25 protein-coding genes and 2 tRNA genes are annotated in these 24,318 nt (G+C 71.3%); 11 read left to right on the top strand and 16 right to left on the bottom strand.

Annotated features, from left to right (window positions below; translation table 11 throughout):
- Positions 1–4: 4 nt before the first annotated feature.
- Positions 5–631 (bottom strand): mycothiol-dependent nitroreductase Rv2466c family protein, encoded by a 627-nt coding sequence (locus ACZZY9_RS13830; protein WP_320476945.1) that lies wholly within the window; start codon positions 629–631, stop codon positions 5–7.
- A gap of 89 nt (positions 632–720) precedes the next feature.
- Between ACZZY9_RS13830 and pepN the strand changes: the two genes are divergently transcribed.
- From pepN to ACZZY9_RS13815, 3 genes are all read left to right on the top strand, one after another.
- Positions 721–3,261: an aminopeptidase N gene (pepN, locus tag ACZZY9_RS13825; RefSeq protein ID WP_463464511.1), complete on the top strand. Its 2,541-nt coding sequence runs from the start codon at positions 721–723 to the stop codon at positions 3,259–3,261.
- Between the two features lie 133 nt (positions 3,262–3,394).
- Positions 3,395–4,399, top strand: coding sequence for a mechanosensitive ion channel family protein (locus ACZZY9_RS13820; protein ID WP_463464510.1), 1,005 nt, complete (start codon positions 3,395–3,397; stop codon positions 4,397–4,399).
- A 149-nt stretch (positions 4,400–4,548) separates the two neighbouring features.
- Positions 4,549–4,905, top strand: coding sequence for a globin (locus ACZZY9_RS13815; RefSeq protein WP_243214216.1), 357 nt, complete (start codon positions 4,549–4,551; stop codon positions 4,903–4,905).
- Between the two features lie 86 nt (positions 4,906–4,991).
- On the opposite strand, the gene ACZZY9_RS13810 is transcribed toward ACZZY9_RS13815, so the two are convergent.
- Complete coding sequence (locus ACZZY9_RS13810; protein ID WP_243214200.1) at positions 4,992–5,669, bottom strand: hypothetical protein; 678 nt, start codon at positions 5,667–5,669, stop codon at positions 4,992–4,994.
- A 21-nt stretch (positions 5,670–5,690) separates the two neighbouring features.
- On the opposite strand from ACZZY9_RS13810, the gene ACZZY9_RS13805 reads away from it, so the two are divergent.
- Positions 5,691–6,560, top strand: a complete 870-nt coding sequence (locus ACZZY9_RS13805; RefSeq protein WP_192059936.1) for an acyl-CoA thioesterase — start codon at positions 5,691–5,693, stop codon at positions 6,558–6,560.
- A 73-nt stretch (positions 6,561–6,633) separates the two neighbouring features.
- Here the strand turns inward: ACZZY9_RS13805 and ACZZY9_RS13800 are convergent, their stop codons facing one another.
- The 5 genes from ACZZY9_RS13800 to ACZZY9_RS13780 all read right to left on the bottom strand — a co-directional run bounded on the left by ACZZY9_RS13800 (position 6,634) and on the right by ACZZY9_RS13780 (position 10,329).
- A complete protein-coding gene (locus tag ACZZY9_RS13800; protein WP_463464509.1) occupies positions 6,634–7,107 on the bottom strand; it encodes an acyl-CoA thioesterase in 474 nt (157 codons plus the stop codon).
- Position 7,108: 1 nt separating this feature from the next.
- Positions 7,109–8,794, bottom strand: a complete 1,686-nt coding sequence (gene ettA / locus ACZZY9_RS13795; protein ID WP_192059933.1) for an energy-dependent translational throttle protein EttA — start codon at positions 8,792–8,794, stop codon at positions 7,109–7,111.
- A gap of 75 nt (positions 8,795–8,869) precedes the next feature.
- Positions 8,870–9,328: a DUF6993 domain-containing protein gene (locus ACZZY9_RS13790; RefSeq protein ID WP_463464508.1), complete on the bottom strand. Its 459-nt coding sequence runs from the start codon at positions 9,326–9,328 to the stop codon at positions 8,870–8,872.
- Between the two features lie 67 nt (positions 9,329–9,395).
- Positions 9,396–9,983 carry a single-stranded DNA-binding protein gene (gene ssb, locus ACZZY9_RS13785; RefSeq protein ID WP_463464507.1) on the bottom strand — a complete coding sequence of 196 codons (588 nt, stop codon included), beginning with the start codon at positions 9,981–9,983 and terminating at the stop codon, positions 9,396–9,398.
- Positions 9,984–10,116: 133 nt separating this feature from the next.
- On the bottom strand, positions 10,117–10,329 hold the full coding sequence (locus tag ACZZY9_RS13780) for a methyltransferase (protein WP_463464506.1): 213 nt from the start codon (positions 10,327–10,329) through the stop codon (positions 10,117–10,119).
- 162 nt (positions 10,330–10,491) lie between these two features.
- On the opposite strand from ACZZY9_RS13780, the gene ACZZY9_RS13775 reads away from it, so the two are divergent.
- Both ACZZY9_RS13775 and ACZZY9_RS13770 read left to right on the top strand, forming a co-directional pair.
- Entirely contained in the window at positions 10,492–11,511 is a 1,020-nt protein-coding gene (locus tag ACZZY9_RS13775) for an aldo/keto reductase (protein ID WP_463464505.1), read from the top strand.
- Positions 11,512–11,680: 169 nt separating this feature from the next.
- Entirely contained in the window at positions 11,681–11,983 is a 303-nt protein-coding gene (locus ACZZY9_RS13770) for a hypothetical protein (protein WP_243214205.1), read from the top strand.
- A 157-nt stretch (positions 11,984–12,140) separates the two neighbouring features.
- Here the strand turns inward: ACZZY9_RS13770 and ACZZY9_RS13765 are convergent.
- From ACZZY9_RS13765 to ACZZY9_RS13745, 5 genes are all read right to left on the bottom strand, one after another.
- Positions 12,141–12,216, bottom strand: a tRNA-Arg gene (locus ACZZY9_RS13765).
- Between the two features lie 118 nt (positions 12,217–12,334).
- Positions 12,335–14,482 (bottom strand): ArnT family glycosyltransferase, encoded by a 2,148-nt coding sequence (locus ACZZY9_RS13760; RefSeq protein WP_463464504.1) that lies wholly within the window; start codon positions 14,480–14,482, stop codon positions 12,335–12,337.
- The gene (locus ACZZY9_RS13755; protein WP_463464503.1) at positions 14,479–15,810 is read right to left on the bottom strand and encodes a bifunctional glycosyltransferase family 2/GtrA family protein; all 1,332 of its coding nucleotides are present in this window, start codon (positions 15,808–15,810) and stop codon (positions 14,479–14,481) included. The genes ACZZY9_RS13760 and ACZZY9_RS13755 overlap by 4 nt, the downstream gene beginning before the upstream one ends.
- 92 nt (positions 15,811–15,902) lie before the next feature.
- The gene (locus ACZZY9_RS13750; RefSeq protein WP_192059919.1) at positions 15,903–16,163 is read right to left on the bottom strand and encodes a thioredoxin domain-containing protein; all 261 of its coding nucleotides are present in this window, start codon (positions 16,161–16,163) and stop codon (positions 15,903–15,905) included.
- A gap of 80 nt (positions 16,164–16,243) precedes the next feature.
- Positions 16,244–16,528, bottom strand: a complete 285-nt coding sequence (locus tag ACZZY9_RS13745; RefSeq protein ID WP_243214208.1) for an oligoribonuclease — start codon at positions 16,526–16,528, stop codon at positions 16,244–16,246.
- A 108-nt stretch (positions 16,529–16,636) separates the two neighbouring features.
- On the opposite strand from ACZZY9_RS13745, the gene ACZZY9_RS13740 reads away from it, so the two are divergent.
- The 5 genes from ACZZY9_RS13740 to ACZZY9_RS13720 all read left to right on the top strand — a co-directional run bounded on the left by ACZZY9_RS13740 (position 16,637) and on the right by ACZZY9_RS13720 (position 19,700).
- A complete protein-coding gene (locus tag ACZZY9_RS13740) occupies positions 16,637–17,074 on the top strand; it encodes a MarR family winged helix-turn-helix transcriptional regulator (protein WP_463464502.1) in 438 nt (145 codons plus the stop codon).
- Entirely contained in the window at positions 17,071–18,336 is a 1,266-nt protein-coding gene (locus ACZZY9_RS13735; RefSeq protein ID WP_463464501.1) for an MFS transporter, read from the top strand. The genes ACZZY9_RS13740 and ACZZY9_RS13735 overlap by 4 nt, the downstream gene beginning before the upstream one ends.
- A 145-nt stretch (positions 18,337–18,481) precedes the next feature.
- The gene (gene orn / locus ACZZY9_RS13730; RefSeq protein WP_463464500.1) at positions 18,482–19,102 is read left to right on the top strand and encodes an oligoribonuclease; all 621 of its coding nucleotides are present in this window, start codon (positions 18,482–18,484) and stop codon (positions 19,100–19,102) included.
- A gap of 40 nt (positions 19,103–19,142) precedes the next feature.
- Positions 19,143–19,215: transfer RNA gene (locus tag ACZZY9_RS13725), tRNA-His, on the top strand.
- Between the two features lie 167 nt (positions 19,216–19,382).
- Complete coding sequence (locus ACZZY9_RS13720) at positions 19,383–19,700, top strand: metallopeptidase family protein (protein WP_192060196.1); 318 nt, start codon at positions 19,383–19,385, stop codon at positions 19,698–19,700.
- A 41-nt stretch (positions 19,701–19,741) separates the two neighbouring features.
- On the opposite strand, the gene ACZZY9_RS13715 is transcribed toward ACZZY9_RS13720, so the two are convergent.
- The 4 genes from ACZZY9_RS13715 to ACZZY9_RS13700 form a co-directional block, all read right to left on the bottom strand.
- Positions 19,742–21,325, bottom strand: a complete 1,584-nt coding sequence (locus ACZZY9_RS13715) for a glycosyl hydrolase family 28-related protein (RefSeq protein ID WP_463464499.1) — start codon at positions 21,323–21,325, stop codon at positions 19,742–19,744.
- A 116-nt stretch (positions 21,326–21,441) separates the two neighbouring features.
- Positions 21,442–21,993 carry a nucleoside/nucleotide kinase family protein gene (locus tag ACZZY9_RS13710; protein ID WP_463464498.1) on the bottom strand — a complete coding sequence of 184 codons (552 nt, stop codon included), beginning with the start codon at positions 21,991–21,993 and terminating at the stop codon, positions 21,442–21,444.
- Complete coding sequence (locus ACZZY9_RS13705) at positions 21,986–22,780, bottom strand: energy-coupling factor transporter transmembrane component T family protein (RefSeq protein ID WP_463464497.1); 795 nt, start codon at positions 22,778–22,780, stop codon at positions 21,986–21,988. The genes ACZZY9_RS13710 and ACZZY9_RS13705 overlap by 8 nt, the downstream gene beginning before the upstream one ends.
- Positions 22,777–24,309: an ABC transporter ATP-binding protein gene (locus tag ACZZY9_RS13700; protein WP_463464496.1), complete on the bottom strand. Its 1,533-nt coding sequence runs from the start codon at positions 24,307–24,309 to the stop codon at positions 22,777–22,779. Before ACZZY9_RS13700 ends, ACZZY9_RS13705 begins: the two co-directional genes overlap by 4 nt.
- Between the last annotated feature and the right edge of the window lie 9 nt (positions 24,310–24,318).

The following is a 24,318-nucleotide window of genomic DNA, read 5'->3' as shown; positions in this document are numbered from 1 at the left end:
GTCGTCAGTCGAAGATCGGCCCGACCGTGCGGGTGCGCTTGATCTCGAAGAACCCCGGGTACGAGGCGACGGCCACGACGCCGTCCCAGAGGCGCGCGGCCTCGTCGCCCTTCGGCGCGGGTGAGATGACCGGCCCGAAGAAGGCGGTGCCGTTCACGGCGATCACCGGCGTGCCGACGTCCTGTCCGACGCGCTCGATCCCGTCGAAGTGGCTGGCGCGCATCTGCGCGTCGTACTCGTCGGTGTCGGCGTACCGCGCGAGGTCGGCGGGCAGGCCGACCTCGGCGAGCGCCGCGGGGATGACCACGTCGGCGTCGGTCTCGCCGCCGGGGTGGATGCGCGTGCCGAGGGCGTCGTAGAGGGGCTTGACGGCGGACTGCCCGTGCAGCTCGCCGACGGCCGTGACGAGACGCGTGTAGCGGAGCATGCGGGCGAAGTTCGCCTTGTACTCGTCGCTGACGTCGTTGTCCTCGTTGAGCACGGCGAGGCTCATGATGTGGAAGGTCACGTCGAGATCGCGGTGCGCGGCGACCTCGTCGATCCAGCGGCTGGTCATCCAGGCCCAGGGGCACGACGGGTCGAACCAGAAGTCGACGGCGGTTCGGGGAGCGGGGGCGACGGTGTCGGTCATCGCCCCAGTCAACACCCCGCGCCACGACGGCCGGTCTAGGCTTTCAGCGGACCACGAGTCCCCTCACTACCTATACGGATGGAGCCAGCGTGCCCGGAGAGAACCTCACCCGCGTCGAAGCGCAGGAGCGCAAGAGCATCGTCGACGTGCAGTCGTACGAGATCGACCTCGACCTGACCCGCGGCGACGAGGTGTTCGGCAGCACGACCACCGTGCGCTTCACCGCGACCCCGGGCGCCTCGACCTTCATCGACGCCCTCACCCGCACCGTCCACTCGGTGGTGCTGAACGGCACGGCGCTCGACGCCGCGGCCGTCTCGGACGGCGTGCGCATCCAGCTCGACGGCCTCGCGGCCGAGAACGTGCTCGAGGTCGTCGCCGACGCCGAGTACACCAACACAGGCGAGGGTCTGCACCGCTTCGTCGACCCCGTCGACGGCGAGGTCTACCTCTACTCGCAGTTCGAGGTGCCCGACAGCCGCCGGGTCTTCGCCGTGTTCGAGCAGCCCGACCTCAAGGCGACGTTCCAGTTCACCGTCACGGCGCCCGCCCGCTGGCAGGTCGTCAGCAACCAGACGACCCCCGAGCCCGTCGTCGACGGCGAGACCGGCACCTGGACCTTCGCGCCCACGCCCGTGCTCTCGAGCTACATCACCGCGATCATCGCGGGCCCCTACGACGTCGTCCGCAGCGACCTCACGAGCGCCGACGGCCGCACCATCCCCCTCGGCATCTTCACGCGTCGCTCGCTCACCGAGTTCCTCGACGCCGACTACATCTTCGAGAAGACCCGCCAGGGCTTCGCGTACTACGAGGAGAAGTTCCAGTACGCGTACCCGTTCGAGAAGTACGACCAGCTCTTCGTGCCCGAGTTCAACGCCGGCGCGATGGAGAACGCGGGCGCCGTGACCTTCGTCGAGACGTACGTGTTCCGCAGCAAGGTGACCGACGCCATCAAGGAGCGCCGCGTCGTCACGATCCTGCACGAGCTCGCCCACATGTGGTTCGGCGACCTCGTCACCATGAAGTGGTGGAACGACCTCTGGCTGAACGAGTCGTTCGCCGAATGGGCGTCGACCATCTCGACGGCCGAGGCCACCGAGTGGACCGAGGCCTGGACGACCTTCCAGGCGATGGAGAAGAGCTGGGCCTACCGTCAGGATCAGCTGCCCTCGACCCACCCCGTCGTCGCCACGATCAACGACCTCGAGGACGTCCAGGTCAACTTCGACGGCATCACGTACGCCAAGGGCGGCTCGGTTCTGAAGCAGCTGGTCGCCTGGGTCGGCATCGACGCGTTCTACGCCGGCGTCGCCGCGTACTTCCAGAAGCACCACCACTCGAACACCGAGCTCAGCGACCTCCTCGTCGAGCTCGAGGCCACCTCGGGTCGCGAGCTGACCAGCTGGTCGGAGCTGTGGCTCGAGACGGCGGGCGTCAACACCCTCCGCCCCGAGCTCGAGGTCGACGCCGACGGCGTCATCACCTCGTTCGCCGTGCTGCAGGAGGCGGCGGCCGACTACCCGACGATCCGCCCGCACCGTCTCGCGATCGGCCTCTACGCCCTGCAGGGCGGCTCGCTGGTCCGCACCGACCGTGTCGAGATCGACGTGGACGGCACCCGCACCGAGGTGCCCGAGCTCGTCGGCCTGACGCGCGGCGACCTCGTGCTCATCAACGACGACGACCTCGCCTACGCGAAGATCCGTCTCGACGAGACCTCGCTCGAGACGGCGCTGGCGCACCTCTCGGAGATCGCCGACCCGCTGGCGCGCGCCCTCGTCTGGGGCTCCGTCTGGGACGCCACCCGCGACGCCGAGACCTCGCCCTCCGACTACGTCCGCCTCGTGCTCGACAACATCGCGACCGAGACCGAGTCGACGACCATCCGCACGACGCTCTCGCAGCTGCTGCAGACGGCCCGCAGCTACGTCGCCCCCGCGCGTCGCGCCTCCACGGTAACGGAGGTCGGCGACGGCCTCTGGGCCCTGGCGCAGGCCACCGAGGCCGGGTCGGACGCCCAGTTCCAGTTCGTCACGTTCTTCGCGGCGATCGCGTCGACCGAGGCCCACAAGGAGGCGCTGGCCGGTCTGATCGACGGATCGGTCGCCCTCGAGGGCCTCACCGTCGACACCGACCTCCGCTGGCAGCTGCTCGAGGGCCTCGTGCTCGTCGGCGGCGCCGGCGAGGCCGAGATCGACGAGGCCCTGGCCGCCGACAACACGGCCAACGGCGCGCAGGCCGCCGCCCGTGCGCGAGCGACCCTCCCGACGACCGCGGGCAAGGAGGCCGCCTTCGCCTCGATCGTCGACAGCGCCGACCAGCCCAACGCCATCGTGCGGGCCACGACGCTCGGGTTCCAGCACGCGAACGACCCGGCGATCCTGCAGCCGCTCGTCGACCGGTACTTCTCGTCGCTCACGGGCATCTGGGAGTCGCGCAGCTACCACATCGCCGACACGCTCGTCTCGGGGTTGTACCCGGCCGGCCTCGCCGACCAGGCCCTCGTCGACGCGTCGTACGCGTGGCTCGAGGCCAACCCCGACGTGCCGGCCCTCCGCCGCATCGTCAGCGAGAGCGTCTCGGGCGTCGAGCGCGCCCTGCGCGCCCAGGCGGCGGACGAGCGCTAGCCGGACGGCCGACCGGCCGACCGGCCGGCACCGCCCCGCATCCGAAGCGGCAGACCCTCTCACAGGGTCTGCCGCTTCGGCGTTCAGCGGCCTCACCGCAGAGACCCGTCGTCCCGTGCTTCACTTGTCGACGATGACTCTCCTCCTCCTCGCCGCCGGCACCGATCCCGCCGCCCCCGTCGACTTCGACTGGGAGGCCTTCTGGCAGATGTGGGGCGTCCCCATCCGCATCGCGGGCATCATCATCGTCGCGGTGCTCCTCCGGGTGGCGCTGCACTTCACCATCCGTCGGATCGTCGATCAGGTCGTCAACGGCATCAAGCGCAAGCAGAACGTCGACGACACGCAGGCGCTGATGGCCTCGCCGCTTCAGGCCGTCCGCGTCGTGCAGCGCACGCGCACCCTCGGCAGCGTGCTCAACAACGTCGTGACCGTGCTGATCGCCGGCATCGCCCTCGTGCTCGTGCTCGGCGAGCTCAACTTCGACATCGTCGCCATCGTCGGGGCGGCCAGCGTCGTCGGCGCGGGTCTCGCCTTCGGCGCCCAGAACATCGTCAAAGACCTGCTGAACGGCGTCTTCATGGTCGCCGAAGACCAGCTCGGGGTCGGCGACGTGGTCGACGTCGGGCCGGCCGCCGGGGTCGTCGAGGCCGTCGGCATCCGTGTGACGCAGATCCGAGACGTCAACGGCGTCCTCTGGTTCGTCCGCAACGGCGAGATCCTCCGGGTCGGCAACATGTCTCAGGGCTGGACCCGCGTCGTCATCGACCTCGCCGTGCCCTACTCCGCCGACGTCGACCAGGTGCAGGACGCCATGCTCGCGACCGCGACCGAGCTCGCCGCCGTCCCCCGCTGGAAGCGCGCGATCCTCGAGACGCCCGAGGTCTGGGGCATCCAGTCGATCGCCGAAGAGCACGTCGTCATCCGCATCGTCGTGAAGACGAGGTCGTCCGATCGCGACACCGTCGACCGCGAGCTGCGCTCCCGGCTGAAGAAGACCACCGATGCGCTCGACATCGTGCTGCCGTCGCTGACCAGCGTCGTCCTGACGGGCTTCGACAGCGCCTCCTCCGTCCAGGGCGCACGCCCGCCCCGCACCTCCCCGACGCCGCACATCCCGAAGGGCAAGCGCAAGTGACCGATCTGCCCCCGACTCCCCCGTCGTCCGGTCTCGGCGGCGGCCCTGGTCTTCCCGTCGGCCCCCCGAGCGCAGGAGGCGCGGGGCAGCCCGTCACCCTCCGCGCCGGTCTCGGACAGGACGCCGCCCAGGGCAACTTCTGGCAGCAGATCGGCGGTCGGCCGACCTTCGAGCGACTCGTGCGGCGCTTCTACGAAGGGGTCCGGCACGACGACGTGCTCTGGCCGATGTACCCCGAAGCCGACCTCGAGGGGGCGATCCAGCGACTGACCGGGTTCCTCGAGCAGTACTGGGGCGGACCGACGACCTACAGCCAGGAGCGCGGGCACCCTCGCCTGCGCATGCGCCACGCGCCCTTCACCGTGACACCCGAAGCGCGCGACCGCTGGCTGCTGCACATGCGCACGGCCGTCGACGAGCTGTCGCTGTCGCCGCTCGACGACGCCACCCTCTGGGCCTACCTCGAACGCGCCGCCCACGCGATGGTGAACGCGCCGTCCGCCTGACCGGCGGGTGCCCGCCCGGGCGACCCGCGCCTCCTCGGCGACCGTCCGGATCGCGACCGCTGCGTGCAGGTCGGCTCGCCGTCGCGTCAGCCGCCGAGCAAGGAGGCGCGGCGCTTGACGAGCACGTGGCCCCGACTGGTCGTCAGCCGCGTCCACGGGCCGGTCTCGAAGAGCGCGACCTCGTCGCCCTCGACCAGGAACCCGAGACTCAGACCGGCGAAGGCGGCCCCGGCGGGCACATGCTCGAGACCCGGGACGGAGCGCGACCAGACCTCGGAGCGCACGCGGTGCACGATCTGCTCGCCGGCGTTCTCGGGCAGCGCCGCCGCGATCTCGTCGATGCCCGAGGTCGCCGTCGCCCGCAGGACGCCCTCGTCGGCGCCCGGCAGCGGTGACCAGCCGCCGCGCGGCGGGGAGATCGCGGCCCAGGTGACCGTGTTGACCTCGACCGGAAGCGACACCGTGACCGGCGCCGTGGGGTCGACGACGTCGTTCTGCAGCCTGACCAGCCGCTCCTTCATCGACCGGACGGGCACCACGGCGTCGAAGACGGGCGAATCGTCGAGCTGGTAGGTGCGGAGACCGAGCACCGTGGGGCTCTCGTCGAGCAGCCCGAGGGGGTAGAAGACGGCCGTGTAGACCGCGAGCACGCCGGAGCCGGCGATGAGACGAACGGAGCCGTCTTCGACCCGGCCCGCCCGCCCCAGATAGGTCGCGAGGTCGCTGAGGGAAAGGGAGTCGGGGAGGGTGAATGTCGTGCTCATCGGCCCCCTAAACTACATCGGATGACCGACGATCCGCTGCAGAGCCTGCTCGCCACCCTCGACCTGGCCCCCGCGGGCAACGTCGGCGGCCAAGACGTCTTCACCGGCACCTCTCAGTGGGAACCCCTGGGGCGCGTCTTCGGCGGTCAGGTGATGGCCCAGTCGCTGGTCGCCGCTCAGCGGACGATCGGCGGCGAGCGCGCGGTGCACTCGCTGCACGCGTACTTCCTCCGCCCCGGCGATCTCAGCATCCCCATCACGTTCACGGTCGACCGGATCCACGACGGGCGGTCGTTCGCCACCCGACGGACTCAGGCGTCACAGGACGGCGTGCCCATCCTGTCGATGATCGCCTCGTTCCAGACCCTCGACGACGGCCTCGACCACCAGGTCGAGATGCCGACGGACCTCCCGGGGCCCGACGACGTGCCGAGCGACTCCGAGCTGCTGTCGGCCGTCGACCACCCCGTGGCCCGCGCCTGGGCCGCCCGCCCGTTCGACATGAGGCACGTGCCCTCGCCCGTCTACTTCACGATCGACGGCGCCCGGGTGGCGCACCAGGCCGTGTGGATGAAGGCGACGTCGCCGTTGCCCGACGACCTCGACCTGCACCGCGCCGCCCTGCTCTACGCCAGCGACTACACGCTGCTCGAGACGATCTACCGTCGGCACGGCGTGCCGATGATCACCCCCGGCCTCAAGGCCGCGAGCCTCGACCACGCGATGTGGTGGCACCGCCCGGGCCGTGCCGACGAGTGGATGCTCTACGTCCAGGAGAGCCCGAACGCCACCGGCGGGCGCGGGCTCGCGCTCGGTCGCATCTACGACGGTTCGGGTCGACTGCTCGCCAGCGTCGCGCAGGAGGGCATGATCCGCGTCCCCCGGGCCTGACGGCGGTACGAGGCCGGGCGGGGTCGCTCGGGGCCGCCCGCCGTACTCGGACGTGGGTTCGGTGAGGCGCGACTCAGCGACGACGGAAGGTCAGCGGAGGCTCGACGAAGGGCTCCCATGCGGCGCGTTCGCGGGCCGAGATGCGTCGCGGCGTGTTCGTCGGCGTGTCGACGAGCACGATGGTCGTCGCCGCCTTGGTGAAGAGCTGCGGCGGTTCGACGCCGAGGGGTGACCACACCTCGTAGCAGACCTCGAGGCTGGCGCCGCCGAGCCGTCCGACCCAGACCTGGATGTCGAGCGGCGCCCTGAGGTACGGGATGGGCAGCAGGTACTCGAGCTCCTGACGCGCGATGAGGGTCATCGTGTCGGCACCGGGGCTGCCGTCGAGCACCGCCGCACCCGATGTCTGGTCGACCTCGCCGTCGGTGGACCAGAACGCGTCGATGCGCGCCTCTTCGAGGAGGCGCAGCATCGACGCGTTGTTCACGTGCCGGTACCCGTCGAGGTCGCTCCAGCGGACCCGGGTCGGAACGTGCAGGCGGGTCATCTCAGTCGCGGGTCAGCTTGCGGTACGTCGCCGAGCTGGGCTTGGCGGCGTCGGCACCGAGACGTTCGATCTTGTTCTCTTCGTACGCCTCGAAGTTGCCCTCGAACCAGTACCACTTCGGCGTGCCGTCGTCGTTCAGCCCCTCCCACGAGAGGATGTGCGTCGCGATGCGGTCGAGGAACCACCGGTCGTGGGTGATGACCACGGCGCAGCCGGGGAACTCGAGCAGAGCGTTCTCGAGGCTGCCGAGGGTCTCGACGTCCAGGTCGTTCGTGGGCTCGTCGAGCAGCAGGAGGTTGCCGCCCTGCTTGAGGGTGAGCGCCAGGTTGAGGCGGTTGCGCTCACCACCGGAGAGCACACCGGCCTTCTTCTGCTGATCGGGGCCCTTGAATCCGAACTGCGAGACGTAAGCCCGCGACGGGATCTCGGTCTTGCCGACCTGGATGTAGTCGTGCCCCTCGGAGACGACCTCCCACAGGTTCTTGTTCGGGTCGATGCCGCCGCGGCTCTGGTCGACGTACGAGATGTCGACCGTCTCGCCGACCTTGAGCTCGCCGCCGTCGAGCGGCTCGAGACCGACGACCGTCTTGAACAGGGTCGTCTTGCCGACGCCGTTCGGGCCGATGACGCCGACGATGCCGTTGCGGGGCAGCGTGAACGAGAGATCGTCGATCAGGACGCGGTCGCCGAAGGACTTGTGCAGCTTGTGCGCGTCGATGACCTGCGAGCCGAGTCGCGGCCCGACGGGGATCACGATCTCCTCGAAGTCGAGGGTGCGTGTGCGCTCGGCCTCGTTCGCCATCTCTTCGTAGCGGGCCAGACGCGCCTTGGACTTCGCCTGGCGGCCCTTGGCGTTGCTGCGGACCCACTCGAGCTCGGAGGCGAGGCGCTTCGCCAGCTTGGCGTCTTTCTTGCCCTGCACCTGCAGGCGCTCGCCCTTCTTCTCGAGGTAGGTCGAGTAGTTGCCCTCGTAGGGGTAGAGACGACCGCGGTCGACCTCGGCGATCCACTCGGCGACGTGGTCGAGGAAGTACCGGTCGTGGGTCACGGCGAGCACGGCGCCGGGGTACTTGCTGAGGTGCTGCTCGAGCCAGAGCACGCTCTCGGCGTCGAGGTGGTTGGTGGGCTCGTCGAGCAGGAGGAGGTCGGGCTTCTGCAGCAGCAGCTTGCACAACGCGACGCGGCGCTTCTCACCACCGGAGAGGTTGGCGACCTCCGCGTCGCCCGGGGGCGTGCGGAGGGCGGACATCGCCTGCTCGAGCTGCGAGTCGAGATCCCAGGCGTCGGCGGCGTCGATGTCCTCTTGGAGGGTGCCCATCTCGGCGAGCAGCGCATCGAAGTCGGCGTCGGGCTCGGCCATGGCTGCCGACACCTCGTTGAAGCGGTCGAGCTTCTGCTTGATCGGACCGACGCCCTCCTGGACGTTCTCGAGCACGGTCTTGGTCTCGTCGAGCTCTGGCTCTTGCATGAGGATGCCGACGGTGTAGCCGGGGCTGAGCTTCGCCTCGCCGTTGCTGGGGGTGTCGAGCCCCGCCATGATCTTCAGGATCGTCGACTTGCCGGCGCCGTTGGGCCCCACGACACCGATCTTGGCGCCTGGGATGAACGACATCGTGACGTCGTCGAGGATCAGCTTGTCGCCGACCGCCTTGCGGGCGCGCACCATCGAGTAAATGTATTCGGCCATGGGGTCCAGTCTATCGGGCAGGGCGATGCGCCCCGGTGGGTGAGAACGAAGAGGAGGGCGCCCATGGCGCCCGGGTCACCAGTCGATGGTCCGCGTCGTGCCGATCAGGCAGTCGCCCGTGCCGAGCACCGGGGCGACCTGGCTGGAGTAGCCGGTCGACCCCGCCTGACCGACGAGGCAGTCTTCGCCGCGCAGCACGGAGAACTGGATCGAGTCGGCCTCTCGACCGATCGACGTCGTGTCGCTCGTGACCTGCATGTCGGCCTTGTCGAACCCGGCCGCGACGAGGTTGTCGACGAGCGACCGACCGTCGGTCGCTCCCCCGCCGTCGAGGTACGAGCTGTTGACCCGGTCGAAGAAGGCGCGGGCCTCGTCGATCGGGGCGTCCGCCGCGAGGGAGGTGGCCGCCGCCGACGCGGATGCGCTCGGCACGGGGTCGGTCGCGACCGGGTCGGGGCTCGAGGTGCAGCCCGCCGCCCCGAGGGCCAGGACCAGCAGCACCACGGCGGACGGCGCGAGACGCGAGCGGGGCACGGCGGGCCTTCCTCTTCGCGGACGATCATGCGGCCCGGGCGGAGCCGCTGCCGATTCTACGGGTCGATCAGAAGGGCGTGTCGATGCTCTCGAGGTCGCGCACGCCCGGCCCGTCGGCACCGGGCGACGAGGCACCCGACTCGTCGGCGCCGAGGGGCGCGACCGACCATCCGTCGGCGGCGGGCGTCGTGGGAGACCCGCGCCGCGCCTCCTCGGCGTCCACGCCGTCCGTGTCGTCCGCCTGCTCGGGCTGCTCGACCCGCTCGGGTGCGTCGTTCGACGACGGCGCGACGACGGCGGCCGACGACCGGGTGAAGGTCGATCGACCCCAGCGGAGGTCGTGTCCCATCGCGTCGGCGTCGATCTCGACGGTGGTGCCCGATCGGTCGCCGTTCTGCCAGGGGCGCACTCGGAGGCGGCCCGTGACGAGCACGCGATCGCCCTTCTTGACGCTGGCCGCGACGTTGCCGGCGATGGCCCTGAAGGCGGTGACGGTGTACCAGTTCGTCTCGCCGTCGGACCAGGTGTCGGTGGAGCGGTCATAGCGACGGATGGTGCTCGCGAGGCGGAAGCTGGCGATGTCGAGGCCGGCCTCGGTCGTGACGGTGCGCGGATCGGTGGCGATGGTCCCTGTGAGGGTGATGATGTCGGTCATGGGGCGAGTCTCGTGACCGCGGGGCCGCGGATCGACCCGCACCGCGCCTCCCTGTGGACGGCGACGGCGACGGGTCGACCGGGGAGGGATCATGACCGCGCCCGGTGCCAGCGGCCGCTATCTGCGGCCGGCGTCAGTGCTCGCGGAACTCCGGGTAGTCGGCGCCGGGTCCGAGCGCCGCGAACAGCGCGCTCTTCGCCACGGCAAGAGTGGGGAACACCGCGCCGTCGGCGTCGCGCGAGGGCATTCGGACCGCGAAGCCCTCGTCCGTGCGATGGATGGAGCCGACCGTCCCGGAGGGGCCGACGGCCACCCAGGTCTGTCTCGTCGTCGTCTGGTCGCTCATCGTCGAGCACCTCTCTGTAGGTCGTCGCCCGCGGCAGCGAGGCGACGGAGAACGGTGACGACACGGGGTCAGCTGACCCACGGGTCGCCCTCGCCCGCAATGTACTCCCCCGCCCACCGAGAAGACCGGGGCGCCAGCACCGCCGCGCCCTAGGGTGTTGCCATGAGATCACCCTTCACCCCCTACGTCGCCGACGACGCACGGTACTCGAAGCTCGACTACGTCCGCACCGGCCGGAGCGGCCTCCGACTGCCGCGCATCTCGCTCGGTCTCTGGAACAACTTCGGCACCGATCGCGCCCTCGAGACCCAGCGCGACATCGTCCTCCGCGCGTTCGACCGCGGCGTCACCCACTTCGACCTCGCTAACAACTACGGCCCTCCCTACGGTTCGGCCGAAGAGCAGTTCGGTCGCATCATCGCCGCGAACCTGCGCCCGTACCGCGACGAGCTCGTCGTGTCGTCGAAGGCCGGCTACGACATGTGGCCGGGTCCGTACGGCGACGGCGGTTCGCGCAAGTACCTGCTCTCGTCGCTCGACGCGAGCCTCGGTCGCCTGGGTCTCGACTACGTCGACGTCTTCTACTCGCACCGGCCCGATCCCGAGACCCCGATCGAGGAGACGATGGGCGCCCTCGCCACGGCCGTCCGCCAGGGCAAGGCGCTCTACGCCGGCATCTCGAACTACTCGCCCGAGCAGACGGTCGCCGCGGCGGACGCGCTCGCCGCCGAGGGGGTGCCGCTGCTCATCCACCAGCCGCGCTACAACATGTTCGACCGCAAGCCCGAGAACGGCCTCTTCGACACCCTCCTCGAGCGCGGGGTCGGATCGATCGTCTTCTCGCCCCTCGCCGGCGGACTGCTCACCGGGCGCTACCTCTCGGGCGAGGCGCCCGCGGGCTCCCGGATGGCCGAGGGCCGCTGGTTCACCGAGGAGGCCCTCAGCGAGACCTACCTCGAGCGGGTCAGAGGACTGAACGGCATCGCGGAGGCGCGGGGCCAGTCGCTCGCTCAGCTCGCCCTCACCTGGGTGCTGCGGCAGCCTGCGGTCACGAGCGCGCTCATCGGCGCGTCGTCCGTCGCGCAGCTCGACGACAGCCTCGACGCCCTGGACGGCGCGGCGCTGACGGACGACGAGCTGGCGGCGATCGAGCCGCTCGCGGTCGACGGCACGGGGCGCTGACCGGGCGGGGCGCGGCTGCGGCGGTCTGAGGGGCGGGGGCCGAGGTTGCGGTGGGGGCCGCGGTCGCGGTCGCGCCATCGGGGGCGGTCGCCCGCGGGAATGTCGGTGGTCGACCGTAGCGTCGGAGGTGTTCTCGACAGCATCGGCCGGATGACCTCAGGAGCACCTCATGACCACCACCGCCTTCCCCGCCCCGCACACCCCGCTCGCCTCGGCGAGCACGCACACGCACGACGAACCCCGACTCCAGCTCGACGAGACCCGAGGGGGTCTGCGACTCGTGCAGGTCCGTGACGATCTGGCACGGGTCACCCGACCGGGCGGGGAGGTGCTCGGGTACGTCGAGCGGTTCGCCGACCCGCAGGGCGAGAAGTACCGGGCCAAGCGGTTCATCGCCCGTCAGCGACGGTTCGTCGAGATCGGCGAGTTCTGGAGTCGCGCGGACGCCACCGACTGCTTCCGCTTCGCCTGATCCGTCTGGCAGGAGTCATCGCCGCGTGGTGGTGCCCCCGGCAGGAATCGAACCTGCGACCAAGAGATGAGAAGCACCGCGAGATCTGCGTCCTGGTGCCCCCGGCAGGAATCGAACCTGCGACCAAGAGATGAGAAGCACCGCGAGATCTGCGTGGTGGTGCCCCCGGCAGGAATCGAACCTGCGACCAAGAGATTAGAAGGCTCCTGCTCTATCCGCTGAGCTACGGGGGCGGACGATCAACGATACCGCGCCTCCTCGTCCGTCCCGGCTCCGTCGGGCACCGCGTGGTGAACCGGACACCGCGCCAGCGCGCGGTGTCCGGTTCGTGTCATGCGGTGGAACGGCGGGTCAGCCGACGGGGTCGGTCAGGTCGTAGAGCGTGACCCCGTCGACCTCGGTGGGTGTGAAGTTCGCCTCGACCCAGGCCGCGATGTCGCTCGACTCCGAGCTGCCGCCGTTCGATGCGCCGATCGACCCTCCGACGAAGTAATGGATCTCACCATCAGCGACGTACTGCTCGAACTCCTCGAGCGTCGGCGACGGATCGCTGCCGTTGAACCCGCCGATCGCCATGACGGGATCACCCGTCGCCAGCTGATACCCCGCGGCGCCGTTGGAGCCGACGGCAGCCGCCACCCAGGTGTAGTCGTCGGCGTCCACCCCGACGACAGCGGCCAGTTCGTCGCTGACGGTGTCGGCACCGAGCAGGGATCCCCCGCCGCCGCCACCAGCACCACCGCCTGCGGGTGCCGTCCCGGTACCGGTGCCCGCGCCTCCTGCCGTCCCCGGCGAGGTCGCTCCGAAACCGCCCGCGGGCATCTGCGGGGGCGTGCCGCCGGCAGTCCCACCCGGACCGCCGGCACCACCACCGGTGCCGCCTCCGCCGAAACCACCCGCGCCACCGCGACCACCACCGCCGCCGAATCCGCCCATGCCTCCCGACACCGACGGCCCGGCCGTCACGATCGACCCGGTGTGCGCGGTCGCCACGGTCTCGACCGAGTAGGCGGCCGGAGCGAGGAGCGAGCCGGTGAGCAGCACCGCGAGGGTGGCCACCGTGAGCGCGCGCCCCCGACGGGGCAGCAGGACGAGCACGGCTCCGACGAGGGCGAGGCCCACGACGACGAACTTGATCCAGGGCTGCCAAGACTCCGACCGCGACAGCAGCACCCACGCCCAGGCCCCGGTCAGCAGGGCCGTCACGGCGAGGACGATCCGGACGACGAGGCGGTGTCGACGTCGCCACAGCACGTCCGCCCCGGCTCCGAGGGTCACGGCGATCGCCGGCGCCAGAGCGACGGTGTAGTACGCGTGGAAGATGCCCGACATGAAGCTGAAGACGAGCGCCGTCAGCACCATCCAGCCGCCGAAGAGCAGCAGGGTCGCCCGCCGTGCGGACGTCCGGTGCCGGAAGCCGAGCAGCACCAGGGCGACGAGTCCGACGATCAGCGCGGCGGGCAGCAGCCAGGTGATCTGACCGCCGAACTCACCGGTGAAGAGTCTCGTGATGCCGGTCTCCCCCCACATGCCGGTCGCCCCGGTGGCCGCACCACCGCCTCCTCCCGTCACGCTGCCGGTCTCGTCGCCGGTCAGCCGCCCGAGGCCGTTGTAGCCGAAGGTGAGCTCCAGGAAGGAATCGTTCTGCGAACCGCCGACGTAGGGCCGCATGCTCTCGGGCACCAGCTCGACGACGGCGACCCACCAGCCGGCCGACACGACGACCGCGGCGAGCGCGGCCAGCAGATGCAGCACCCGCTTCCGCAGGATGACGGGCGCGACGATCAGATAGACGCCGGCCAGCACGGGGAGGATGACGAACGCCTGCAGCTGCTTCGTCAGGAACCCGAAGCCGATGGCGACGCCGGCCCACACCACCCAGCGGATGCGCCCCGACTCGACACCGCGGAGCGTCAGGTACGTCGCGAGGGTCAGCAGCAGCACGAGCAGCGCGTCGGGGTTGTTGAAGCGGAACATCAGCACGGCCACCGGCGTCAGCGCGAGCACACCGCCCGCCACGAAGGCGGCCGTCGCGGAGAAGTGCCGACGCACCGTGGCCCAGACGAGGCCGACGGTCGCCACACCCATCAGCACCTCGGGCAGCAGGATGCTGAACGACGACAACCCGAACAGGCGGACGGACAGCGCCATGAACCACAGGCTGGCCGGCGGCTTGTCGACGGTGATCGAGTTGGCCGCGTCGGACGATCCGTAGAAGAACGCCTCCCAGCTCTGCGAACCCGCCTGCACGGCGGCCGAGTAGAACGAGTTCGCCCACCCGTTCGCCGACAGGTTGGTCAGGTAGAGGCCCGCGGTCGCGACGAGCAGCGCGATGAGGGCGGGGCGCTCCCACGCCGCGGCGCCCTCTCGACCGCGGACGAGGCGTCGACCGAGGGCACGGAGGCGCGGGCCGGCCGCACGCGCGGCCTCCGGACGGTCGGCGAGAGGACGGTCGGCGAGAGGACGGTCGACCGGCATCGAGGTCGTGCCGGCGCTCATCGGCCGACCGCCGTGACGTCGTCGTCGCCCGTGACCGTGCCCGACAGCGCGGTCGGGTCGGGCGCCGGGCCCGGTGCCTCTCGGGGCACCCGGTCGTCGGCCGGGCCCGGGGTGACGTGCGTCGCCTCCGACCGGAACACCCAGACCCGCAGCAGCACGAACCGCAGCACGGTCGCGACGAGGTTCGCCGCGGTCAGGACGACGAGCTCGGCATGCGGGTCGGCCGACGGCGCCGCCGCGTGCAGCACCACGAGAGACCCCGAGGTGAGCAGCCACGAGAGCACGAAGACGCCGAGCCCCTGCAGCTGATGGCGGGCGACGCCCCTCGCGCCTCGGACCCCGAAGGTGAACCGACGGTTGGCCGCCGTGTTGAGCACGGCCGTGACGAGCAGCGCGACGAAGTTCGCCGACTGGGCGGGCATCGCCTGCTGAGCCACGAGGTACAGCAGCGCGTAGGCCGCCGTCGAGGCCACGCCCACGGCACCGAACCGCACGACCTGCGAGAAGAAGGCAGGAGGCGCGGAGGACTCGAACGGGCGCCTCCCGATCGCCTCGTACACGGTCTGGACGGGGATCGTGCCCCGCGCGATGCCCGCACCGACGCGCACCATGCCCTTGAGGTCGGCCGTCGCCGTCGCCACGATGTCGACCGAGCTGTCGGGATCGTCGATCCAGTCGACCGGCACCTCGTGGATCCGCAGGCCCGACCGCTCGGCCAGGATCAGCAGCTCGGTGTCGAAGAACCACCCGGTGTCCTCGACGAGCGGCAGCAGCTGCACGGCGGCCTCGCGCCGGATCGCCTTGAACCCGCACTGCGCGTCGCTGAAGCCGACTCCCATCGTGCGCCGCAGCAGGAAGTTGTAGCTGCGCGAGATGAACTCGCGCCTGCCGCCCCGCACGACGCGCGACGAGCGGCTGAGCCGGGTGCCGATGGCGAGGTCGGAGTGCCCCGACAGCAGTGGTGCCACGAGGGGGCCGAGCGCCGAGAGGTCGGTGGAGAGGTCCTCGTCGAGGTAGACGAGCACCTCGGCCGGCGACTCCGACCAGACCTGCTTGAGGGCCCGGCCCCGCCCCTTCTCGGCGAGATGGACGGCGGTGACGCCGGGCAGCCGGGCCACGAGTCGGTCGGCGAGCTCCGCTGTGCCGTCGGTGCTGGCGTTGTCGGCGATGGTCACTCGCCAGCGTTCGGCGACGTGTCGCGTCAGGTGGGCGTGCAGGTCGCCGATGCTGGTCTCGAGCGTGTCGGCCTCGTCGTGGACGGGCACGACGATGTCGAGCCGCAGCGGATCGGCGGGGGCGGGCAGGGGTCTGAGGATGTCGTCTGGCATGCGACCACGCTCGACGACCCGGCTGTCGGCGTGCTTGCACGAGCCGATGGCGAAGCCGCGCGATCCCTATGGACCGCCTATGCCCGGGGCTCTCAGAGCGCCAGTGCGAGCGCCCCGAGCAGCTTGTCGAGCGTCGGCGCGCCCTCGGCCCGGAACACGACCTCGCCGTCGTCGCGGGTGACGACGATCGTCGGGGTGCTGCGCACGTCGCGTGCCTCGGCGTCGCCCGGCCGGTGGGCCACATCGGCCTCGTCGACCGAGAGACCCGGCACCAGGGCTCGGGCCTCCGCGACGACGGCGCGAGCCGCGTGGCAGGGACCGCAGAAGGCGGACGTGTACAGCTCGAGCATCATGCCGGGCACAACGAGGAGGCGCGGGGAACGTTCCCCCGCGCCTCCTGCGAACCTGCTGTCGGTGGCCGGAGAGCCCGACGTCAGTTGTCGCGGTCGTCGTTCCGGTCCTCGGGGTCGACGACCGGGTCGCTGTCCTTCACGTCGAGCGAGTAGTGCACCTGCAGCTGCTCGCCGACCATCTTCGCCTCGGTGGCGGTGTAGACGATGCCGGTCTCCATGCCGTCGACCAGCACGAAGTCGGTGATCTCGTCGTCGTAGCCGCCGTCGGTGCTGATGCGCGTGTCGGTGGCGCCGTCGCTGGGGCCGCCCTCGAAGAAGACGACGTACTCGGATCCCTCGGCCACGGTGGGCTTGCTGTCTGTCATGCCACAGGTCTACCAGGAGGCGCGGAGTCGGTGCCCAGGTTGCCGCCCGTCGCCCGCCGCCATTGATCGATTAGCCAAGCTATATAGCTTGGCTATAGACTGCTCGGCATGACTTCACAGCCGACCGACATCCTGGAATCCCTCCTGACGTCGACCCATCGCCTGACGCGCATCGCCGCGCAGGAGACCGGCCGCACCACCTCCCCCGCCGTCTGGCGCACGCTCTCGATCCTCACGACCGACGGCAGCCTGCGGGTGGGCGACCTCGCCAAGGCGAGCCGCGTCAGCCAGCCGACCATGACGAAGCTCCTCCGCGGGCTCGTCGACGACGAGCTCGTCTACCGCATCGCCGACGTCGACGACTCGCGCGCCTGGCTGATCGCGATCAGCGACAAGGGCACCCGCGCCCTCGTCGACTGGCGGGCCGAGCTGGCCGACGCCCTCGGGGCGCTGTTCGCCGACCTCGACGAGGCCGAGTGGGGCGTGCTCGACCACGCCGCCCAGCTGCTCGCCACACGCGTCAGCACCGAGGCGGTGCCCGCATGAGCCGCGCCTCCTCGTCCACCGTCACCGTGCCTCCGGCAGATCCCTCGAAGCAGAGCATCCTGCACCAGCCGACGGCCGTCTGGGCCATCGCGTTCGCGTGCGTCGTCGCGTTCATGGGCATCGGACTCGTCGACCCGATCCTGCCCGCGATCGCCGAGTCGCTGAGGGCGACGCCGACCCAGACCGAGCTGCTCTTCACCAGCTACCTCGCGGTCACCGGGGTCGCGATGTTCTTCACCAGCTACGTCTCGAGCCGACTCGGGGCGAAGAGGACCCTGCTGATCGGGCTGGCGCTGATCGTCGTGTTCGCCCTGCTCGCAGCCACGAGCGGCGACGTCGGGTCGATCATCGGGTTCCGTGCCGGCTGGGGGCTCGGTAACGCGCTCTTCATCTCGACGGCCCTCGCCACGATCGTGGGCGCCGCGAGCGGCGGCACGGCCTCGGCGATCATCCTGTACGAGGCGGCGCTCGGGCTCGGCATCGCGATCGGACCGCTGATCGGCGGCCTGCTCGGCTCGGTGAGCTGGCGCGGCCCGTTCTTCGGCGTGACGACCTTGATGGCCGTCGCGTTCATCGCGATCGTGCTGTTCCTGAAGTCCGGCTCGATGGAGAAGCCGACGCCGACCAGGCTCTCGGCGCCGTTCCGTGCCCTGGCCCGTCCGGCTCTGGGCGCCCTCGCCGCGACCGCGCTGTTCTACAACATCGGCTTCTTCGTGCTGCTCGCCTACACGCCCTACCCGCTCGGCTTCGGCGCGCTCGGCATCGGCTTCACGTTCTTCGGCTGGGGCGTCGGGCTGGCCGTCACCTCGGTCTGGGTCGCGCCGATGCTCACGGCCCGGATGAAGCGCACCACGGTGCTGAAGATCGCCCTCCCCCTGCTGGCGCTCGACCTCGTCGCCGCGGCGATCGTCGTCGGCACCCCTGCGGCCCTGGTCGTCTGCGTCGTCGTCGGCGGGCTCGTGCTCGGCGTGCTCAACACGGTTCTGACCGAGTCGGTGATGGAGGCCACCGACCTGCCCCGCTCGGTCGCCTCGAGCGCCTACTCGGGCGTGAGGTTCCTCGGCGGAGCGGTGGCGCCTCCGGTCGCGACCCTGCTGGCCGACACGATCGCGCCGAGCGCGGCGTACGTGTTCGCCGCGGCGAGCGTCGCCGTCGCCCTCGTCGTGGTGGTCGCCGCCCGCAAGGCGCTCCGTCGCGTCGACGACGGGCCCGAGCCGGCCGCCGTCGAGGCCGAGGCCATCGGGGCGGGCGACCTGACCTGAGATGCCGACCCGCGCCTCCTCGGATCCCCCGCCGTCGAGGAGTCACGACACGCCGCTCGCCCTTCGAGGCGGGCGGCGTGTCGCGACTCGTGGACCGGCCCCGAGGAGGCGCGGTGCGCGACGACCACGCGGCTAGACTCCCCCCATGGCTTCAGCGAACGACCGTCTGGTCTGGATCGACTGCGAGATGACCGGTCTCGACCTCAGCGTCGACGAACTGGTCGAGGTCGCCGTCGTGATCACCGACTTCGACCTCACCCCCGTCCACCCCGGCTTCACGATCGTGATCAAGCCCGATCAGTCGGCTCTCGACAACATGGGCGACTTCGTCACCGAGATGCACACGTCGTCGGGTCTGATCGACGAGATCCCGGACGGCGTCAGCCTGGCCGAGGCCGAGTTCGAGGTGCTCGAGTACATCCTCAAGCACGTGCCCACGAAGCAGCAGGCGCCGCTCGCCGGCAACACCATCGGCACCGATCGCGCGTTCCTCGCGAAGTACATGCCGCGCGTCGACGGTCACCTGCACTACCGGAGCATCGACGTGTCGTCGATCAAGGAGCTCGCCCGGCGCTGGTTCCCCCGCGTGTACTTCAACGCCCCGCAGAAGAACGGCGGCCACCGGGCCCTCGCCGACATCCTCGAGTCGATCCGCGAGCTGGAGTACTACCGCCGTGCCGGCTTCGTCTCCGAGCCCGGGCCCACCACCGAAGAGGTGCAGGCGATCTCGAAGACCGTCGTGGACGAATGGGCCTCCAGGCTGTAGTAGAGTCTTCTCGTTGCAACCGCTTCGGCGAGTGCACATGGTGGGTATAGCTCAGCTGGTAGAGCGCCTGGTTGTGGTCTAGGAGGCCGCGGGTTCAAGCCCCGTTACTCACCCTGATGAGACGAAGAAGCCCCGCCCTCGTGGCGGGGCTTCTTCGTGCGCCCAGGGGTCGACGGACGGGGCGTGCGAGAGTAGGCGCGTGGACGAACCGCACCGACTGGACGACGACGGGCCGTCGGGGATCGACCCGGCCGCGATCAGCGCCGAGCGCTTCGACGAGATGGTCGTCGATCAGCTCGATCTGCTGCCCGACGACATGGTCGACGGGCTCGACAACATCGTCTTCGTCACCGAAGACCGCCCCGAAGACGGCTCGCTCGACCTTCTCGGCCTGTACGACGGGGTCGCCCTGACCGAACGGGGCCAGTACGGCTTCGGCGAGCTGCCCGACCGCATCATCCTCTACCGCGAGCCGCACCTGGCCGCCGTGGACGACGAGGAGGCGCTGGCCGACGAGATCCACGTCACGCTCGTGCACGAGATCGCCCACTTCTACGGCATCGACGACGAGCAGCTGCACGAGCTCGGCTGGGCCTGACGCCCCCTGCGGCCTGAGGCCTGCGGCCTGCGGCCTGCGGATCAGCCGACCACCTGGTACCCGAACACTACCTCGCCACGCTGGGCGACCGGCAACGGCTCGACCACGCACACGTCGACGTGGTCTTTCGTGACCGACACGTAGGGGCGACACCATGCTGCCGCCGCGGACTGAGCCGTCAGCACGACCGTCGGCGGGGTCGCGAACGACGCGGCGAACCGCAGGCGCACCTGCGGCCCCGCCTTCGCGGCCGCCCCGGGCGTGAACCGCACCGAGCCCGCCGCGTCGCCGCCGCCGATCGTCACCGCCGATGAGCCGAGCGCAGCCGCCGGCAGCGGCTGAGCCGTCGGCGCGGTCGAGCGCCCCGCGAGCAGATGGCGGCCGACCTCGACGTCCGTCGCCGTCGCGACGCCGCCGGGCCAGCCCCAGACGGGCAGCGCCCGAGCGGGCCGCTCGTCACGCACCGGCGAAGCCCCCGTCGACAGCTGGATGCGCGTGGTCGGATCGATCATCACGTTCGCGCCGTAACCGGCCCCGACGGCGACGGCCGCCCCGGTGAAGCGACCGAGTCGGGTGCCGATCAAGGCGAAGTCGTCGCCGTCCGTCAGGCGCACGAGATGATCGTTCGCCGTCGCCTTCGCCGGGTCGACGCCGAGCAGCGCACCGCCCACCACGCGGATCCCCCCTTCGAGCACGACACCGCGCGGGCGCTGCCGCCGATGCTCGATCAGGGGCCCGCCGCCGCCGTAGAGGAACGGGCTGACGAGCTCGACGTGACGGACGTTCCCCACCCGGACCACCGCCTCCGGCGCGGAACCGGTCTGCAGCGCCTCGATGTGAGGGGCGACGAGTCGCACGAACTCGACGAAGTGCTCGCCCGACGCTCCCCAGCCGAGGTCGAGCGCGGGCCCGGGGCTGCCTTCGATGGTCAGGTCGACGCAGGTGAGCGTGTTCGAGTTCGTCAGGCTCATCTCGGCCGGCGGCGATCTGACCACCATCGCGGCGTCGGTCTCCGTGCCGCAGTTGTTGACGAAGACATCCGACCAGAACGCGTTGTTGACCCGCTGGGCGAGCAGAGCCGTGCCCGCCACGTTGGCGAGGTGCACCCGGTCGAAGCGCGACTCGAATCCGTTGTCGACCCGCAGCAGCGGGGCATCCGATCCGTTGCCCTGCAGGGTCAGCCCCTCGAGGGTCGTGCCCGGGCCCGTCACCACGACCATCGGCGCGGTCGACGTGGGCAGGTGGCGCAGGTTGACCCCGCCGCTCGTCCCCGACCCGTACCGGCTGATGTCGGAGCCCAGCCCCTGGATCTTGACGAGCATCGGCACCGAGACGGAGTCGATCAGGTACGCGCCGGCCGGCACCACGACGCGACCGCGCACCTTGGCGGCGAGATCGAGGGCCTGCTGGAACGCCACGGTGTCGTTCGTGCGCCCGTCGCCGCGCGCCCCGATGCGCTTCACGTCGACCGCGATGTGCGGGTCGTCGACGTCGGTCTGGCCGGCTGCGACGGCGGGTGCGGCTCCCCCGCCGTCGAGGACGAGCGCCGCCGCCGCGGCGGTCGCGCCCGCGGCGAGGAACAGTCGTCGACTGCCGTATCGTCCACCGGAATCCGAAGTACTCACATGCCACCCACTCTCATGAGACCAGGGCATTCATGCACTGGCCTCGGAAAGGCTAACGCGTGTGAGCCGATCGCGCCAGGTCGGCCGCCCCGGGTCGATCGCGCCCGCGCCTACGCCTACGCGTCGACGACGATGTCGGCGAGCGTCCGGGGCGCGTGCCGGGCCAGATGCCGCTCCTCCTGCTCGGCCCAGACGTCCCACCACGGCTCGTAGGCGGCTCCGTCGCGCGCGAGCGCCCGGCGTCGTCGCTCGTCGCGATCGAGCTCGAGCCAGACCCGCGTCGTGGCCAGAGCCGAGGAGGCGCGGGTCACCGACCCCGCACCCTCCACGATCACCGAGACGGCCGGGTCGAGGGCCGCCCACTCCCCCGGTCGGTCCAGCTGCCAGTCCCACCGCCGCCAGCCGCGCGGCGTCCCCCGCAGGATCGTCGTCGGCACGGCCTCCGACGCCGCCTCGAGTCCGTGCCAACCCGGGTAGACGTCGTCGAGGTGGACGAGGCGGACGGGACCGAGGTGTGCGGGCCAGGCGTCGGACAGTCGGCGTGACAGCGTCGTCTTGCCCGAACCGGAGCGACCGTCGATCAGGACGACGGCGGGCTGGTCGGCGACCCGCGCCTCCTCGGTGTGCTGCAGGATGCGCTCGGTCAGGGCGTCGACGCGGTCAGGCAAGGACGAACGACCAGGTCGAGGCGGCGACGGCGGCCGTCACGGCGATCGCGGCCACCGCGACGCCGAGACCGACGAGCACGACGTCGCGCCCGGCGAACACCGACGGGCGGGCCCAGGTGCGGGGCTCGTCCGAGCCGAAGCCCTTGGCCTCCATCGCGGTCGCGAGCTTGCTGCCGCGGCGGACCGACAGCACGAGCAGGGCGAAGGCCTGCTGCCCGAACCGTCGGAGGGCCCCGATCGGACCGCCCGAGTCGGCGACGCCGCGCGCCCGGCGGGCCAGGGCCAGCTGACGCCAGTCGTCCATGAACAGGCCCACGAGACGGAGACCGGCGAGCGCGCCCAGCACGAACCGGGCCGGGAGGCGGAGCACCTGGCCTAGACCGTCGGCCAGGTCGGTGGGGTCGGTGGTCGCCAGGAGGACGATGCCCGGGATGCCGACGGCGAGGATGCGGAGGCCGATCGCGGCCGCCAGGGACAGCGACCCCTCGGTGACCGACACCACCCACCAGTCGATCAGGACGGCGCCTCCGTCGCGACCGTAGACCGCGGTCACCAGCACCGAGGAGGGGGCGGCGATCCAGAGCGGGAAGGTGCGGACGGCGAGCTGGCGGGCCGACAGCCCCGCCCAGGGCAGGAGCATCAGCTCGAGGGCGAGCGCCGTCCCCGCCGAGACCCAGTCGATCGAGAGCAGCAGCACGACGGCGATGACGAGGGCGGCCAGCAGCTTCGCGACGGGGTTGACGCGGCCCACGACGCCGGTGGTCTCGATGGTGGTCAGGATGCTCACGACGACCCCCCACGGGACGCCGCGGGGCCGGCCGCTGCGGGGCCGGTCGACGCGGGGCCCGTCGCCGAGCCGGCCGGCAGGTCGAGGACGTCGTCGGCCAGGGCCGCCACGAGATCGGCGTCGTGCGTCACCGTGACGACCGCCCGGCCGTCGTCGAGCAGCTCGGCGAGGAATGTCACGAGCTCGCGCCAGGTGCGGGCGTCCTGACCGAAGGTGGGCTCGTCGAGCACGAGCACCGATGGCCGGGAGGCCAGGATCGTCGCGACGGACAGCCGGCGCTTCTCCCCGCCGGAGAGCGTGAACGGGTTCGCCGCGGCGAGGTGGTCGAGGCGCAGGCGCTCGAGCAGCGCGTCGACCCGGCGATCGATCTCGGCGGCGGGGACGCCCAGAGCCCGCGGCCCCACGGCCAGTTCGCGCCGCAGCGTCGTCGAGAGGAACTGGTGCTCCGGATCCTGGAAGACCGTGCCGATGCGGGTCAGCAGCTGGCGCGGTCGCCACCGCACGGGCGACGGCCCGGCGTCGCCCGCCAGCGCCGGCGACGCGACGAGCCGACCGGCCACCGGTGGCAGGAGACCCGCCACGGTGAGGGAGAGCGTCGACTTGCCGGCGCCGTTCGGCCCCGTCACGGCCAGCGCTCGACCGGCGACGACCGACAGACCGACGTCGGAGGCCACCGCCGCGCCGCGCGGGCCGCGCCGACCGACGGCGAGTCCGTGCGCCTCGAGCAGCGTGTCGCCGGCCGACCGTCTCCTCGGGGGCGACGGGACGTCGACCCCGGGCACCCAGACGCCCGCGGCGGTCAGCGTGTCGCGCTGAGCCCGGAGGACCTCGTCGGGTCGGCCGTCGGCGAGCACTCCCCCGTCGGCGGCGAGCACGACGACGCGATCGACGACGGGCAGCCACACCGAGACGCGGTGCTCGACCACGACCAGCGTGGCCCCCGTCGCCTCGGCGACCCGGGCCACGGCGTCACGCACCTCGACGACGCCGACCGGGTCGAGGTTCGCGGTGGGCTCGTCGAGGAGGAGCAGCCCGGGTCGCATCGCCAACGCGCCGGCGAGCGCCAGACGCTGCTTCTGACCGCCGCTGAGCTCGGAGGTCGAGGCGGCGAGCGGCAGGTCGAGCCCGACGGCGTCGAGCGACTCGTGCACCCGGCGCCAGATCTCTTCGCGCGGCACGGCGAGGTTCTCACAGCCGAAGGCAACGTCGTCGCCCACGCGGGCGAGCACCACCTGCGAGTCCGGGTCCTGCAGCACGAGTCCGACGCGCCCGCGCTGCGAGGCGGGCGGCCGCCCGTCGACGAGCAGCGCGCCCTCGGCGTCGCCGTCCTCGTCGCCGCCCAGCACCCCGGCCAGACCGGCGAGCAGCGTCGACTTGCCGGCACCGGAGGCTCCGAGCAGCAGCACCTTCTCGCCCGGCTCGATGTCGAGGTCGAGGCCCGAGACCGCGCGGGCGCGCCGCCCCGCGTGCCGCCAGCCCCACCCGTGGGCCGTCACGCGGGCCCCGCCCGGTGCGGGCACCGACGCCACGCCCGCGCC

It is taken from the genome of Frigoribacterium sp. AC394 (assembly GCF_979258095.1).
The sequence above is the reverse complement of the archived record's forward strand: the minus strand, read 5'-3'. Positions and strand labels throughout refer to the sequence as shown.

Coding starts and splice junctions, on each gene's coding strand:
- ACZZY9_RS13755 (WP_463464503.1), bottom strand. CDS start 15,810: ATGCCAGACGACATCCTCAGACCCCTGCCCGCCCCCGCCGATCCGCTG.
- ACZZY9_RS13720 (WP_192060196.1), top strand. CDS start 19,383: ATGGTCGTCGATCAGCTCGATCTGCTGCCCGACGACATGGTCGACGGG.
- ACZZY9_RS13745 (WP_243214208.1), bottom strand. CDS start 16,528: ATGACAGACAGCAAGCCCACCGTGGCCGAGGGATCCGAGTACGTCGTC.
- ACZZY9_RS13760 (WP_463464504.1), bottom strand. CDS start 14,482: ATGAGCGCCGGCACGACCTCGATGCCGGTCGACCGTCCTCTCGCCGAC.
- ACZZY9_RS13800 (WP_463464509.1), bottom strand. CDS start 7,107: ATGACCCGCCTGCACGTTCCGACCCGGGTCCGCTGGAGCGACCTCGAC.
- ACZZY9_RS13780 (WP_463464506.1), bottom strand. CDS start 10,329: ATGAGCGACCAGACGACGACGAGACAGACCTGGGTGGCCGTCGGCCCC.
- ACZZY9_RS13750 (WP_192059919.1), bottom strand. CDS start 16,163: ATGATGCTCGAGCTGTACACGTCCGCCTTCTGCGGTCCCTGCCACGCG.
- ACZZY9_RS13735 (WP_463464501.1), top strand. CDS start 17,071: ATGAGCCGCGCCTCCTCGTCCACCGTCACCGTGCCTCCGGCAGATCCC.
- ettA (WP_192059933.1), bottom strand. CDS start 8,794: ATGGCCGAATACATTTACTCGATGGTGCGCGCCCGCAAGGCGGTCGGC.
- ACZZY9_RS13810 (WP_243214200.1), bottom strand. CDS start 5,669: ATGAGCACGACATTCACCCTCCCCGACTCCCTTTCCCTCAGCGACCTC.
- ACZZY9_RS13770 (WP_243214205.1), top strand. CDS start 11,681: ATGACCACCACCGCCTTCCCCGCCCCGCACACCCCGCTCGCCTCGGCG.
- ACZZY9_RS13805 (WP_192059936.1), top strand. CDS start 5,691: ATGACCGACGATCCGCTGCAGAGCCTGCTCGCCACCCTCGACCTGGCC.
- orn (WP_463464500.1), top strand. CDS start 18,482: ATGGCTTCAGCGAACGACCGTCTGGTCTGGATCGACTGCGAGATGACC.
- ssb (WP_463464507.1), bottom strand. CDS start 9,983: ATGACCGACATCATCACCCTCACAGGGACCATCGCCACCGATCCGCGC.
- ACZZY9_RS13830 (WP_320476945.1), bottom strand. CDS start 631: ATGACCGACACCGTCGCCCCCGCTCCCCGAACCGCCGTCGACTTCTGG.
- ACZZY9_RS13740 (WP_463464502.1), top strand. CDS start 16,637: ATGACTTCACAGCCGACCGACATCCTGGAATCCCTCCTGACGTCGACC.
- ACZZY9_RS13775 (WP_463464505.1), top strand. CDS start 10,492: ATGAGATCACCCTTCACCCCCTACGTCGCCGACGACGCACGGTACTCG.
- ACZZY9_RS13820 (WP_463464510.1), top strand. CDS start 3,395: ATGACTCTCCTCCTCCTCGCCGCCGGCACCGATCCCGCCGCCCCCGTC.